This is a genomic window from Chryseobacterium sp. CBSDS_008 (assembly GCF_049959325.1).
Classification (GTDB): domain Bacteria; phylum Bacteroidota; class Bacteroidia; order Flavobacteriales; family Weeksellaceae; genus Chryseobacterium.
In genome coordinates this window covers 3,326,624-3,341,800 of the sequence record NZ_CP188202.1, presented here as the reverse complement: position 1 = coordinate 3,341,800, position 15,177 = coordinate 3,326,624, and the positions used below count along the sequence as shown (strand labels likewise).

The following is a 15,177-nucleotide window of genomic DNA, read 5'->3' as shown; positions in this document are numbered from 1 at the left end:
TTTTTTAAAAAAGAGTAAAAATTTTCCTAACTAACTGATTTAACACGTATAAAATTTAATTATTTCTAGGCAAATTCCGGATCTTCATGTAAAATTCAATTGATAAAACAGCAAAAAAGGAAGCTATGTCATAATAGCTTCCTTTCTTATTTAGCTTTACATGTTACTGTACTCCACCGCCAAGTGCTCTGTAGAGATCAACCTCGGCATTTAATTTTTCAAGGGCTACATTGATGGCTTCCAGATCATTCTGCAGTTTATTATTCTGGGCAGTAATAACTTCCAGATAGGTTGCCATACCGCTTTTATACAGTTTCAGGGCTACATTGATTCCTTTGTCCAGAATGGCCGTTCTTTGTTCCAAAAGTTGAAGTCTTTCTGAAGAACCATTGGATTTCGCCATCGCATCTGATACTTCTCCAACAGCGGTCATTACAGACTGTTTAAAATTGATGGCTGCCTTTTCCTGTTCAATCAGTGCTGTTTCATAGACTGTTTTCAATTCTTTTTTCTGAAAAACCGGGGCTGCCAGGTTAGCAGCGATTGCTTTGGTTATAGATCCCGGAATATCAAACCATGAACTGAATTTGTTGGAGTTCACTCCTATTTGCGGACTCAGGCTGATACTTGGATACATTGCCGCTTTTGCCAGTCCGGTTTTGGAATTTAAACTGATTACATTAAATTCTGCCACTTTCAGATCCGGTCTGCGGCTGAGCAGCTGTGCAGGAAGTCCTTCTGAAAGCTTATTTTCAGGTATCATTGTTTTCAGATTTCCTTCTCTTTCAATTTTAGTTGGATATGCGCCGCAAAGGATACTCAACGCATTTTCCTGGATAGAAATATTCTGTTTTGCCAAAGGAACCAACAGTTCTGCTGTTTTCTTTTGTGCTTCTGACTGCTGAACAGCTAATGAATTAATCTGCCCAGCGTTAAACTGAAGATTCATCATCTTAAGGGTATTGTTGCTCAGTTCTATATTCTGCTCTGCTATTTTAAGCTGTTCATCCAGGCTGATAAGATTGTAATAAGCCTGTGCCACCTGAACAACAATTCTGCTTTTGATCGCATTTAAGTTTTCTTTCTGTCCAAAATATTCTGCAGCAGCAGATTCTTTCTGCATTTTAGCCTTGCCCCAGATATCTACTTCCCAGGAAAGCCTTAGTGCCGCACTGAAATCATCTATATATTTTGTCCCTACAAACTGCTCATTAAGAGAACCGTTAAGGGTATTTTTGGATGCCCAGCTTCTATTGGCGCCCGCTGTAAAATCCAGTGTTGGCATGAGACCCAGCTTAGCTTGTTTATAGATCAGGTCCAGCTGTTCTATATTTTTCAGGGCTACATTTACTTCATTGTTTCTTGAAAGCGCTTTGTCGATTAAACCAATCAGTTTAGGATCTTTGAAAAAAGTTTTCCACGGAAGCACTACGGTATCTCCTGTTACCTGTACAGATTCTTTGTATGTTTCGGGAATCTGAAGATCTGTCCTTGTATATTTTTTCCCTACGGCACAAGACATCAGCAGTGATGCCATTGCGCCTGAAATAAGGAGATTTTTTATCTTAAATATTCTCATTTGTCAATTGATTTTCTATCATATTATACTTCTTTTTGGCAGAGAATTTCTCATCCAGATACTGGAAGAACATGTAGAGTACAGGAATTATAAAAACTCCTAAAATCACTCCGCTCAGCATTCCCATGGCAGCACTTGTACTGATGGATTTGTTTCCTGAAGCCATTCCTCCTGTAGAAATCATCAGCGGAATCATTCCGACAATAAAGGCTAATGAAGTCATGATAATCGGGCGCAATCTCGCTTTTGCTCCTTCCAGTGCAGAATCCAGGATCGAAAGTCCTGCTTTTCGTCTTTGTATGGCAAATTCTACAATAAGGATCGCATTTTTAGCCAAAAGACCAATAAGCATGATTAATCCTACCTGTACATAGATGTTATTATCCAGTCCGATTGCTTTTATTCCTAAGAACGCTCCTACAATTCCCGTTGGGATGGAAAGCATTACGGCTAAAGGAAGGATATAGCTTTCATATTGAGCGGCCAGCAGCAGGTATACAAAAAGTAAACACAATCCAAAGATGGCAATTGTCTGATTCCCCGCAGATTTTTCTTCTAAACTCAATCCAGTCCATTCGTAGCTGTAATCAGATGGTAATTTGCTTAATGTCTGCTCCAGCTTACCCATCAGTTCCCCGTTGCTTACTCCTGGCTTCGGAGATACGTTGATATTTAATGAATTATAAAGATTATAACGCTGAACGGATTCCGGGCCGTAGACTTTTTTCAAAGTGATCAATGTGCTTACCGGAACCATATCTCCTTTATCATTCTTTACGAAAATATCATTGAAGGCTTGTTCATCCATTCTGAAAACTCCGTCCGCTTTAATATTCACTCTGTAGAATTTCCCGAATCTTGAGAAATTCTGAGACTGATCTCCTGAGAAATAGGTCTGAACGGTTCCCAACAGGTTTGAAATGCTTACTCCCAGCTGTTTTGCTTTATCTTCATTCACTTCAAGTTCCATCTGAGGATAATCTGCCCTGAACATGGTGTAGGCAAATGCCACTTCCGGAACCTTCATCAGCTGGACGATCAGCTCATCTGCTCTGGCTTTAAGAACCTGAGGATCTCTTCCCATACGGTCCTGGAGTACAATTTCCGCATCATTCGTCATTCCATATCCTTCTACCGGAGGCATTCTGAAAGTCATTACACTTCCTTCTTTGATGACTCCCAATTTTGCAGCCGCCATATCTACCACTTTCTGAATATCCTGAATTTCACCTCTTTCTTTTTTAGGTTTCAGTTTAACAAATCCCATCGCATAAGCCGGTCCTGCACTGTTACTAAGCAGGTTGTAGCCTGTAATGGAAGTATTTTCCTGCACTGCGTTTACCCCTTTTAAAATCTCATTGATTTTGTTGGAAACTTCCGTAGTCTTAGTCAATGCGGTTCCCGGAGGCATGCTTAAGGTGTACATAAAGAATCCGTCATCTTCCATCGGCACAAAACTTTTAGGCGTGTTTGACATCAGCCATCCTGCAACACCGATAACGGCGACTATTAATCCTCCCGCAATCCATTTTCGTCCTATTAAGAATCGTACTCCTTTTGCATAACGGTTGGTCATATTATTAAATCCTGCATTGAATGCTACGGCAAATCTTTGCCCGAATCCTTTTGGCTTTTTACCTTCTCCCGAATGGTTATTTTTCAAAAATACAGCACATAAAGCGGGAGTTAAAGTCAATGCATTAACCGCTGAAATAATAATCGCTATGGCTAATGTATAGGCAAACTGCTTATAGAATAATCCTGCTGAACCGGACATAAATCCGATGGGAATAAATACCGCAGACATTACCAGCGTAATGGAAATCACCGCTCCTGTAATCTCACTCATCGCCTTGTGGGTAGCCTCTCTTCCTGAAAGGTCTGTTCCTTCCATATTACTGTGAACAGCTTCCACCACTACAATGGCATCATCCACTACAATCCCGATGGCTAGTACAAGGGCAAAAAGCGTCAAGACATTAATGGTAAATCCTAAAACCAGAAGGAAGAAGAAGGTACCGATAATGGCTACCGGAACCGCCACTGCCGGAATAATCGTAGATCTGAAATCCTGCAAGAAAATAAATACCACAATAAACACCAGAATAAATGCTTCTATCAAAGTAGATTTTACCTGTCCTGTAGCTTCATCCAATCTTTCTTTGGTACTCATTACCTTCGTATATTTAATACCCGGAGGGAATGATTTTGATAATTGGTCAATTGCTTTATTGACCCCTATTTCAATCTGATTGGCATTGGATCCTGTGGTTTGCATGATCGCAACAGTAACTGCATTTTTCCCATTGGAAAGGTTGTCTCCTGTATTTGAAATGGCTCCGAATTCCACACGGGCTACATCTTTAAGCCTGATGACCTGGCTTCCGGTATTTTTAACAATAATATTTTCATATTGTTCCGGCGTATTCTTTTTTCCTTTATATCTGATTACATATTCTAACGCAGCGTCAGATTCTTCCCCCAATTTACCCGGAGCAGACTCCAAACTGTGGTCTGCAATTGCTGCCGATACATCTGCCGGTTCAAGTCCGTAGGATGACATTTTCTGAGGGTTAAGCCATATTCTCATGGAATAATCTTTAATCCCGAAAACCATGGCCTGTCCCACTCCTTTTACCCTTTTAACCTGCGGAATAAGGTTGATATTCGCGTAGTTCTGAAGGAAAGTTTCATCATATTGTTTATTATCTTCCGTATAAATATTGAAAATCAACACCATACTGTTCTGCTGCTTGGAGGTGGTTAATCCCATTCTCACTACCTCCTGCGGAAGTATCGGGGTGGCCTGCTGAACCCTGTTCTGCACATTTACCGCCGCCTGATCAGCGTTCACTCCCTGCTTGAATATAACGGAAATAGAGAATGTACCATCATTACTTGCTGTGGATTTCATATATTCCATATCTTCCACCCCATTGATCTGTTCTTCCAGCGGAGTTACCACGGAGCGGATCACGGTTTCACTATTTCCTCCCGGATACGACCCCGAAACGGTAATCGTGGGCGGAGAAATATCCGGGAATCTGGTCACCGCCAGCTGGTTTAATCCTATAATCCCTAAAATAACGATGATAAGGGATATTACCGTCGCCAGTACCGGACGGTCTATTATCTTTTTTAACATTTTTAAATTTTCTAAGAATGGTTATACAACTATTTCAAAGGAACAGTTGTCGCAACAACCTGTGCTCCGTCTGTAAGAGCGTCAATCCTGTTGATGGCAACCCTATCTCCTGCATTCACGCCTTCTTTGATAAAATAATCCTGAGATGTACTTCCTGAAACCTTAACCTGAGTCATTTTTACTTTGTCTTTGCCATCCAGCTTATACACAAAAAACCTGTCCTGAATATCCTTCACTGAAGTTTTCGGGAGTCTGATTACACCATTCAGGGCATTGTGAATCACGACTTTAGCGGTTCCTCCGGCTCTTAATAATTTATCCGGGTTCTGAAAAACGGCTTTCATCTGAATACTTCCGGTATTTCTGTCGAAGTTTCCGCTGGCATTTTCCAGTTTCCCTTTAAGAGAATAGGTGGAGCCATCTGCAAGGATAAGCTCTACATTTTCTACAGTATTTCCCGATGCGGCCGCTTTGCTGTGGGCAATAAAATCAGCTTCATTCATTGAGAAATACACATTAACACTGCTTATGCTTGAAAGGGTTGTCAAAGGAGAAGCATCTGACGGACTGATAAGGTTTCCTACTCTGTTTGGAATCCTTCCTATGTATCCGCTCACTGGCGCTTTGATATACGTAAAATTGGCGTTAATCTTTGAGGATCCCAATGATGACTGTGCCTGTGCTACCTGTGCTGATGCTGCTTTATAACTTGCCTGAGCGGTTTTCAGCTGCATATCGGAAACTACTTTTCCTTCTACAAGAGGTTTCAGCTTTTCTACTTCAAGTCTTGCGGTTTCCTGCGCTGCCAATGCCGATTTCAAAGCGGCTTCATTGGTATTTACCTGTTCGTTGTATACCGATGGATTTATCCTGAAAAGGGTCTGTCCTTTGCTTACATACTGTCCTTCTTTGATATATACAGCTTCCAGATACCCTGTCACCTGTGCCTTAATATCTACATTATCCTGCCCTTCTATGCTTCCCGGGTATCCTGTAGATACATCAGCATCTCCGGACTTCACCTGGATAAAATCTGTAGGCAATGCCTGCTGCATCTGCTGGGTATTTTCCTGGCCATTCCCAGAGTCGCACGAATAAAGTACCGCCGCAGCCGTAAGTGAAAGTACCAGATATCCTTTTCTGTAATTCATAACATTGGTTTTAAATTTTACAGCAGCAAAATAACTTCATATAACAAGGATATTCATTCAGAAATCGGGTGAAGTGTCTTTAATTGCAAGTGAAACGTATGATACCAAAAATGAAAAGAAAGACGGGGTTTTCCTTTAGAAATATGATAAAAAAGAGATTTTCATGTGGAAATAAGAGTGAAATTATTAAGGATAAATTAATGTATTTCACAAGTAAAACGAAAAAGAGGATGTCTCAAAAGTGTCGTTCTGAACACAGGCTGAAAGTCTGCGAACGTAGTTCATCAATGTAGTGAAGAATCTCATGTATTTGGATATTGATGAGATTCTTCCTTCGTCAGAATGACATAGGCCAAATTATTTGACTTTTGAGACAGCCTCCTCTGTATTTTTTAGAATTAATAATCCATCCAGGATTTAAAAACCGAAGCTTTTTCCCGGCTTACAATCACTTCCATATCAGGCTGTTTTCTCAGTTCCAGCTTCAGTTTTCCATTAAAATGATTAAAAATCTGTTTTACAGAATCGATATGGATGATAAATTGTCTGTTGGCCCGGAAAAAGAATTTAGGATCCAGCTGTTTTTCAAGCTCTTCCAATGTTTGCGGTACATTCTCTACCACTCCGGTATTCAGCATGGCTTTGCTGATCCCCAATTCGGTATAAAAGTATAAGATATCTTCTGCCAGAACGGTTTTATATCCATCCCTGTGGGCAATCAGGAAACGTTTTCTGTAATCTTTCGGCTGGATATAATTCAACAGGCCTTCAATAGCAGATCCTACTACCGGAACGGCTTCCATAAAGGTTTCATAGCGTTTTAAGGCAGCATCAAGCTCTTCTTCATCGATGGGTTTCAGAAGGTAATCTACACTATTGTATTTAAATGCCCGTACTGCATATTCATCGTATGCGGTGGTGAATATGACGGCACTTTTAACTTCATGCTTGTTGAATATCTCAAAGCTGAGCCCATCTGCAAGGCGTACGTCCATCATAATTACATCCGGAACAACATTATTTTCCAGCCAATGTACTGTTGAGGTTATCGAGTCTTCCACAGACAGGATTTCAATATGGGGCCTTAACTTCAGCAACAGCCTTTTTAACCTATCGGCATTGGGTCTTTCGTCTTCAACGATTAAAACTTTATTAATCTTCATATCAATGGGAGTTTTACAATAAATTGATCTTCCGTTTTTTCGATCAGCGGCTTGGGATATCCTAAGATTTCGTACCGTGCAATGATATTGGTGAGCCCTACTCCTGAGGAATCCGGCTTATTAATCAAAGGCAGAAATGTATTAGAAACTACCAGTTCTCCTTGAGGATTGGTATAAACATGGATTTCCAGCGGATTCACCTTTGAAGTCTGGTTATGTTTAATGGCATTTTCAACCAGTAATTGTAAAGACAGCGGAAGGGTAAATCTGGATCTGTATTCTTCCTGAATATCTATTTTGAATATAACGCCTTCACCAATTCTTTTTTCGATCAGAAAGATGTAGGATTCTAAAAACTTCAGTTCTTCTTCTACGGCAATGATATCTTTTTTAGAATTGACCAGCAGATATCTGTACACTCTTGCAAATTTCTCGGAGTATTCATATCCAAGCTGCTGATCTTCCAGAATAAGCTCTGATAATACACTTAAATTATTGAAAATAAAATGAGGGTCGATCTGCAGCTTAAGTGCCTGAAGCTCTGCCGCCATGGCCGCCTGCTTATGCTTGGATGCCCGAAGTTTATGCTGAGCGGCTTCTACAGCTGTTTTCTTCCAGTTTTCCAGTAAATAATCCACGGTATTAAAAGCACTGATAATCAATGATATTACAATATTGGTTGCGATCCACTGTCCCAGAAGGGTATATTCTTTACGGGAATCCATCTCTGGTAATGTTACTGAGGTACAGTCTACAATGGCATTAATAATAATTACAATCATCACACTTCCCACAATCTGCAGCAAGCCCTGAATGAGCAGTCGCTTTACGGTTCTGTTCCGCCAGGGAAGCCACCTATTGAGCGTCCTGTCTATAAATATACTGACCTCTGAGATGATGATAGAAAAAAGGACAATCCATGAGGCATCTTCCAGAATCATCTGCAGCGGAGTATCCAGATATCCTTTCCAAATGGGATCAAAAGGATCTATCAGATAGGAGAAAACACAGAAAGTAACCACGGCTAAAGCCCAGATTACGAGCCTTCTTTTCATGGTGGAAAGAATCTTCTTATTCCGTACTATATTTTTCCTGATGGTAGAAATCCTATTCATATCCGGGACTTTATGAATGTAAATATAGAAATAGATTTTATAGGAAAGGTTCCTATTGTAGACGAGACCGCCAAAACCGTAACTGAAACGTAAAATAGCAGCGTTAAAATGAATATGACAGTTCATCACCTGAAAAAGACATTTCATCATCATTTTATGCAATATCACCCTATTTTTACAGTCAGTGAACTGCTGTGTACCATAGTTTTGCAGTATTATCCGGTACAATGAAAACAATAATTGTCTGCACAGGTTTTTCCCACGAAGCTGAAAATGCCACGCATTATGCAGCATCTATGGCCAAAGAAAATACCCTTACCGTCAATTCCCTAAACGTAGATTAAGATCAATAAAAATCTGTAACATTTGAATTATCTTTTTGCCTGTAAAGGCTGAATTTTACACTTAATCTTGTTTAAAAGGCCTGGAAATTATTTTTTCCGGGTCTGTTTTTAGATATTTACAATCACTTTTCCTGCAACACGGCAGGTCTCAACCTCTAAGTGGGCTATGGCTATATCTTGGCTCCTCCTCCAAAAACACTTTCCGGTACAATGCCATAAAAACACAAAACTATGAACTGAAATATCGAAACAGGGAACAGATATCAATGATGCTATCCATTATAGTAAATGGTTCTAAAATACAGAAAAACCGGAAAGGAGAATTTATTTTTTATCACAGGATATGTGTTGTTTTCCCTGATTGATATTTTCTGTTATTTTTATTTCAAGCTGACAGGTCTGCCTACGGACATCTTTATGTGATTGGTTTTTTAATGATTGTTTTCTTTTTGTACTTATTGTATTATTACAATTATTATATGTCCCGTTGCTCAAAAAGATACAGGTCATCATTCTGGTTCTTTTTGTCCTCAATATTGCTGTAATGTTTTATACAGAAGATAATCTGCTTCATCACTTTTCTTTCAATATGCTCTATGCAGATATTCTTCTGTTGTTATTTTCAATTATTGTGTTTCTGTACCAAACCTTTAATTCTGATAAAATACTGGAAATCAAAAACTATTTACCGTTCTGGATTTCAGTAGCTTTACTGATATTTTTATCGGAAGCATTCCGATACTGTTTTTCAGAGCTATTGTTTCGGAGACGATTTATTTCTTCATTTTATTTATGCTGAATCTGATCAGTAATGGTATTCTCATATTGGTTTAATTTGGAACAAACAAGAAAAAATCAGATAAATGCTTTTCAGATATGGAAGAGAATAATTTGGTTATCATCTTTACCATTACTTTATTCATCGTTGTTTTGACAATGATCTTTATTTATGCTGTTTTCATTAAGAAAAAAACAACCTTGCTGATAGAGCAAAAGGAAAAGGATTTACGGTTTGAAAAGGAACTGGCTACTTCACAGGTAGAAATGAAAGAGCAGACACTCAATTAATTTAATTTGTTTTAATTCTTTTTTTATATCCCAATGTTTAAAGTAATCAAAGTCTTTTATTAATGGTAACTCTTCTTTTATTCTCATTTTATTGATTATATTTAAATCATCCTCTACCCACCTAGACTTTGTTTTTAAAAGTTGATGCATTACATATTCTTCATGAATTCTTTTAGGAATTCTTTTATTATTGTTTTTCATCTAATAAACAAGACACCACAAAGAAGCTGTAAATCATGTTCTATACTAAGCTTTAAATATTATCATAAAAAATTAAATCTTTATAATCTTTTAATTCACTATTCTGATCAACATCTACTACAACTGGGTAGTAATCCTCGACTGCAGGGTTGATATGTCCCACTGATTTGATAATAAATGAAATTCCCTTATCTTTATTCACAAATCGTTTATTATTCAAAATGCCCTGCTCTTCGCTTAATATTTTAATATCAAAAATATTTTTTTGGTTTGGCTTAAGTTTGTTAATAATAAAGTAATTTAAAACTTTAATTTTCATATCCTAATGATTTTAATTCGCTTTTAAAAAAATCTAATATTTCCTCAATTAACTTTATTTCATCTTTTGGCAACTTCCATTTTTGCGCATTTTCAAGCAATTCTTCGGCTGCTTCTTTTTCCATTAAGTTTTCAGCAATTTTGTTTCCATACTTGCTCGCCCATTCATCATATAGACCACTTTTAAATTGCTGAGCATGAATTAACTCCTCATACACTGCTGAAGTTGTAGCTCTTGGTCCTAACATAATTAAATCGTCACCTAAAGTTATAGCCTCTATTTCGACTCCTAACTTTTTCTCTACCTGCAATATATTCAAATGATTCTTCATCGAATCTCATTTCTCCACCCAATTCGTTAAATTCCTTTTGTAGTTTTGATAAAAGCTTTTTATCTATTGGAGTTCCTTTAACCGTTGAAAATAATTCTTTTCTCTTCCTTTCCCTCTGAAAAGCTGTTTTTTCTCTCTCGATCTTCTCCTGAATCCTCTTCTGCTTATCCTTTACCATCTTCTGTTTAGGAGATAAACCACGGTCCGCAACCTCTTCGCCAAATCCAAAGACCTCATCTAAAACCTTTCCTAATTTAGAATAAAAACCGCCTTATATAAAGCGGTCTTAAATCTATTTTATCATAACTAGTTGGACAATGTCCTTTTTTAAATCTATATCATTATCAATTTTTATCTTTGTGGCTAGAGACCTATATTCATTAATATTATCGATTTTTTTAACTATTTGTTCGCCTTCAATTTCAATGGTTCCCATTTTTTTCCCATTAACAATCAATTCCCAGAATGAATTTTCTACCATAGCATCATGATTATGCATAATTCCAGTAAAAAAAGTCTTTCCAAAAGACATTTGAAAAATGCCATTTACATATAATATAATATCTTTCATTTATTTAATATTTTTATAAAATTCATAATCTCTATCTCTAAGTATTTTTAATATTTCTATATCTTCATCAATTAACCCCAAAAGTCTTTGATGTCTTATCATAAAGTCCTTTACATGATATTCTGCATAAGCTATATCTGATGTATTTTCAATTATTTTTATACTTTTTTGTGTACCGTGTAAAAACTCTTCTAAAACAGCAGCTTTACTTGGGTTATTTTTTAATAATATATGCTTAAGATCTTCTCCTCCTACATTCGCTTCTGCCCCCATCCATTCTAAATACCTAAAATCATCCGTTCCTTCTTGTGCTATTTTTACAATCCTTTTCTTTGAAATATTATTAATTAACTGTTTAGATGCTTTTTCCACACCTTCCATTCCCTCTCTAAATAGTTCTAGCTTCTTCTTTTTCCCTTTCCTCTCAATTTCCTCCTGAATCCTTCTCTGCTTATTCTTCACTGCTTTCTCAGCAGGAGACAAACCATGATCAGCAACCTCTTCTCCAAATCCAAAGACCTCATTTAAAATCTTTTCTAATTTAGAAAAAATTTCTTTTGATCCGTTTTTAAATTCCCGGAGAGTCATTCGAATAAATTCTATAATCCTGTTGAGAGCATTCTCCGCTTTTGTAATTGCCTTGGTGATCTTTTCCAGCGGATTCAGGATAAAGCTTTCTACGGATTTGGCCAGTTTCGCGACTGCTGCAGTTCCACCTGTAAGAAGCGTTTCCACAATAATATCGATGATAATCCCAATGATATACCCGTAATAATAAGCTGCTTTTTCCAGTGTGATCTGAGGAATCTTTTCTTCCACCCACTTTACCAGACGGACGATGGTTTTTAGCTGGAAGGTAATGCATTCCTTAAAGAACTCCAAATAATCAAAAGTCAGAATTCCTTCCAACAGATCTTCTATCAGTTCCAGGAACATTTCCCCATATTCCACTTTCCGGTCATTTACTTTATCCATGGCAGCGACTGCTTTGAAAATAAAGCCGATGATGGAAAAGATTCCGGCAATAATATCTACCAGACTGTTATAAATACCGCACAGAAAGGCATTGGCAATCTGATAGTTTTTATAGATAATATGCTGCATTCCGGTGAGCGGGTCTGCAATGAACTTCTCCAGCTTGTCGATCTGGTTAAAAAAGAAAGTAAGAGATTTATTGATTCTTTTATAGATAAAAGCAGGGAAGAACGTTTCAGCGTTGTTCAGCAGACTATTAAAATCTGCCTTTGCTTCATTGATGCTTTCAAACAATGATTTTACAATTTTAGCATTGATTTTTTTCTGGCCTGCAAGATTTTCATAAGGATTCTGAGATGCTTTATGCTCATAGAAATCTTTTATCTCTTTATAAAATACCTCCGGAATAAAAGTGGGATTGTACTCTCCTTCTTTCGGGCTGGGATTCCATCCGTTTTCTGAGATCCTTAGTTTGACTATGTTTTCAGCAATACCTTTTGTAAAAAAAGTTGAAGCTGCTTCTAAAGCTTCCTGTTTAAAAAAACTGAATATTTCTCCGATACTTTTATCCTTCAAACCGAGAAACCAGCTTATAAAATCTACTTTATTTCTGTAAATACCTTTTTCAATAAGGTTTTTGAGTGATTTTGGTGTAACGGTTACCTCATGTTTCCTTATAAAACTGAGGATATCTGCAAAAGGCATATCCTTTTTATTTGTAAGCCCTGCTCCCGCTACAGCACGCATTACCGTATTATGGTTATAGCGGTCATCAATTTCTAAGAAAAGGATCAGCTCATTGCTATTGGGTAAAGCTTCCATATAGCGCTGAAGGAGAAAAGCTCCGTTTTTGCTGGCAAAAAGAACAACATCAATTCCCGCTATAGTCTGGCTGAATCTGCTTTTATAGACAACCACTTCCCCGATATTTCCTCCAAATACAGGATCATCTGAATAGATCTGAAATCCATTACCATCTACAACTGGTTTCCCACCGTAATAAGTATTGGCAATCTGCCTTGAAGTTTTTTGCTTTAATTCCGGCGGAGATTCCTGAACCGGGAAGATTGTCTCAAAAGGACCAGGACTATTATTCCCAGGAGAGAAATCCGTGATATTCCTCAATAGAGGGTTATTTAAAATTTCTAAACTCATTTTGTGATTTTTTAAGGTGAATAAAGGGCAGGGCTTTAAGACCCTGCCAGTAATTAATATTTCTTAAGAAAGTGCATCTAGGTTCTCTTTGTGTTTTTCCACAAATTCATCCAGATAGGAAGCCAGAAGTTCTGTAAAACCAGCTTTATTGTTTTTCAACAGCCAAAGCATATACTGATAGCTTGGTACTTTTACCAGATCGGTATTCATATCACCTTCGGGTTCTGCAACAGGCAGCTCTATAAGATGATTGTCTCCGTCACGAAGGTAGCTCCAAGTCTCTTTATAGATGAGCCATTCCGGGGTTGGGAGAGGTATATTAACTTCTTCTCCGGTTTCCATATCTTTCAAAATCTGCTCATATCTGAAGCAGATAAACTGCAGTTTAGATTTGGCATCAATATCCAGCACTCGGATATGCCTTTCGAATTGTGGAAGTCTTGGATGAGACTGTAGTGGCAGCTCTGCAAGATGTAATGATGTATTTTCAATACTGTTAAGGATTTCCTTAATATTTTCTGGTATAATTAAATGTTTGTTCATAATTTTTGTTTTTAAGACAATAATATTTTTCCAAGTACACTCATTGTTAGTGACCCTTGGCCGCCACTTCCTCTTGAGAGATAAAATCTCCTTGGCTGTAGATTAAAGGTTGAATTAAATTGCTGATAAGTCACGCCATTGCTTTCCGCAATTACATATACAATTCCGTTATAATAAGCAATGTGAAAGGTTTCATTTCTGATTGGCAAAAGCTGTCCTTGATAAATGATCCAGCTTCCATCACCTCCATAATTTGAAAAGCCATAAAATACTCCATCATCTCCACGGATTCCGCCAGAAAAGGGACCTACGAAATTAGCACCATAATTACTTTGGTTATTATTAACTGAAAAAGAGACCATAAATCCGGCGTTAATATCTGAGATAGAAATTAAATTATCCGTTTGTGCAGATGAGCCCTGAGCAATTGATATAGAAGTATCAGTGATTATTGCGCTGCCTGTTAGTGTAGTCCAATTAGCAATTCCCGTAAACTTACTATAGGTAAGTCCTGCTTTTACAATGAGCTCTGGTGAGCTGGCATTTGTTAACCCATTGTGTGTCACGAATATCTTATAATATCCTTCTGGTTTTGTACTCCAGTTGATCCCAAAATTCAAATTATTTGGAAAGTTCTGCATCACCGTAAAATTATCTACACTATATTCTTCTGGAACTGCCAGGTTGATACCGTTGACATCTTTTACCCTTTTCACTTTGATATATGCGTTGGAAGAAACATTATCTACAAAGAGATTTAATCCCACTAATGTTGTGTACTGAATAAAGTTTTTCGAATTATCAATAAACGGGAGCAATAACACATCTATTCTTGGGGTTCCGATTGAATAATTCTCAGTAGAAAGTTTCATACGGTTTCTCCACGCCGTCTTTTCAGCATCATTCAGCAGCAGTGGATAATTGGAAATCATATTTTTTCCGTTACTCCATGAAAGCTGTCCGGACGGATTTTGAACCATCATTCTGTTAAAAGTTGTGTCTGCAGATTTATCATTCAGCCCGGTTATCGAATAATAAAATCCGGAAGCATTAAGGGTCCAGTTAGCACCAAGAGTCAATCCCGCACCAGAAACTGTGGTTAAAGAGGAGTTTGCTATATTTTTTCCCAAATCACCCGCAGGAAGTTTAGCAACATTACCATTATCATTCAATCCTATTATTTTAGGGTAGTCCTGCGCATTTCCATCTGTCAGAGGGGTTTCCAGCTTCTTAGCTAATTTCTCTTGTGTCTTGATATTATATTGAGCCTGACTTGCCATTCCTGCTGCTAAAAGATCCGCATTTGAAATACTGACATGATTATCAGCTAATTCCAGGGGAATAGTTCCGTCAACAACAGCATGGGTCTTTAAATCACCGTTTTCATCAACGGCATAATCTGTGTAAGATAGGGAGCCAGGTGCTGCTACCTGATAAATAGCATTCGTTTCCCTTTCTCCAATGGGAGGCAATTCATTGACACGTATAATTTTTCCTATAATTGGCATTTTTTTAAT

General features: G+C 37.7%; 13 protein-coding genes. 1 reads left to right on the top strand and 12 read right to left on the bottom strand.

Annotation, left to right across the window (positions count from 1 at the left end; translation table 11 throughout):
* Window positions 1–163: 163 nt before the first annotated feature.
* The 5 genes from ACP3T3_RS15170 to ACP3T3_RS15150 form a co-directional block, all read right to left on the bottom strand.
* A complete protein-coding gene (locus ACP3T3_RS15170; RefSeq protein ID WP_426476660.1) occupies window positions 164–1,579 on the bottom strand; it encodes an efflux transporter outer membrane subunit in 1,416 nt (471 codons plus the stop codon).
* Window positions 1,566–4,724, bottom strand: coding sequence for an efflux RND transporter permease subunit (locus ACP3T3_RS15165; protein ID WP_426476659.1), 3,159 nt, complete (start codon window positions 4,722–4,724; stop codon window positions 1,566–1,568). The genes ACP3T3_RS15170 and ACP3T3_RS15165 overlap by 14 nt, the downstream gene beginning before the upstream one ends.
* Before the next feature lie 29 nt (window positions 4,725–4,753).
* The gene (locus ACP3T3_RS15160) at window positions 4,754–5,875 is read right to left on the bottom strand and encodes an efflux RND transporter periplasmic adaptor subunit (protein ID WP_426476658.1); all 1,122 of its coding nucleotides are present in this window, start codon (window positions 5,873–5,875) and stop codon (window positions 4,754–4,756) included.
* Between the two features lie 398 nt (window positions 5,876–6,273).
* A complete protein-coding gene (locus ACP3T3_RS15155; protein ID WP_426476657.1) occupies window positions 6,274–7,038 on the bottom strand; it encodes a LytR/AlgR family response regulator transcription factor in 765 nt (254 codons plus the stop codon).
* Window positions 7,035–8,279: a sensor histidine kinase gene (locus ACP3T3_RS15150; RefSeq protein WP_426476656.1), complete on the bottom strand. Its 1,245-nt coding sequence runs from the start codon at window positions 8,277–8,279 to the stop codon at window positions 7,035–7,037. The genes ACP3T3_RS15155 and ACP3T3_RS15150 overlap by 4 nt, the downstream gene beginning before the upstream one ends.
* A gap of 1,094 nt (window positions 8,280–9,373) precedes the next feature.
* Here ACP3T3_RS15150 and ACP3T3_RS15145 point away from each other — a divergent pair.
* On the top strand, window positions 9,374–9,565 hold the full coding sequence (locus tag ACP3T3_RS15145) for a hypothetical protein (RefSeq protein WP_426476655.1): 192 nt from the start codon (window positions 9,374–9,376) through the stop codon (window positions 9,563–9,565).
* 253 nt (window positions 9,566–9,818) lie between these two features.
* Here the strand turns inward: ACP3T3_RS15145 and ACP3T3_RS15140 are convergent, their stop codons facing one another.
* The 7 genes from ACP3T3_RS15140 to ACP3T3_RS15110 form a co-directional block, all read right to left on the bottom strand.
* Window positions 9,819–10,085, bottom strand: a complete 267-nt coding sequence (locus ACP3T3_RS15140; RefSeq protein WP_426476654.1) for a hypothetical protein — start codon at window positions 10,083–10,085, stop codon at window positions 9,819–9,821.
* The gene (locus ACP3T3_RS15135; RefSeq protein ID WP_426476653.1) at window positions 10,075–10,332 is read right to left on the bottom strand and encodes a hypothetical protein; all 258 of its coding nucleotides are present in this window, start codon (window positions 10,330–10,332) and stop codon (window positions 10,075–10,077) included. The genes ACP3T3_RS15140 and ACP3T3_RS15135 overlap by 11 nt, the downstream gene beginning before the upstream one ends.
* A 10-nt stretch (window positions 10,333–10,342) precedes the next feature.
* Complete coding sequence (locus ACP3T3_RS15130; protein WP_426476652.1) at window positions 10,343–10,594, bottom strand: hypothetical protein; 252 nt, start codon at window positions 10,592–10,594, stop codon at window positions 10,343–10,345.
* Between the two features lie 114 nt (window positions 10,595–10,708).
* Window positions 10,709–10,987: a hypothetical protein gene (locus ACP3T3_RS15125; protein ID WP_426476651.1), complete on the bottom strand. Its 279-nt coding sequence runs from the start codon at window positions 10,985–10,987 to the stop codon at window positions 10,709–10,711.
* The gene (locus ACP3T3_RS15120) at window positions 10,988–13,117 is read right to left on the bottom strand and encodes a hypothetical protein (RefSeq protein WP_426476650.1); all 2,130 of its coding nucleotides are present in this window, start codon (window positions 13,115–13,117) and stop codon (window positions 10,988–10,990) included.
* A gap of 63 nt (window positions 13,118–13,180) precedes the next feature.
* Window positions 13,181–13,660, bottom strand: a complete 480-nt coding sequence (locus ACP3T3_RS15115) for a hypothetical protein (RefSeq protein WP_426476649.1) — start codon at window positions 13,658–13,660, stop codon at window positions 13,181–13,183.
* 11 nt (window positions 13,661–13,671) lie between these two features.
* Complete coding sequence (locus tag ACP3T3_RS15110; RefSeq protein ID WP_426476648.1) at window positions 13,672–15,168, bottom strand: hypothetical protein; 1,497 nt, start codon at window positions 15,166–15,168, stop codon at window positions 13,672–13,674.
* Between the last annotated feature and the right edge of the window lie 9 nt (window positions 15,169–15,177).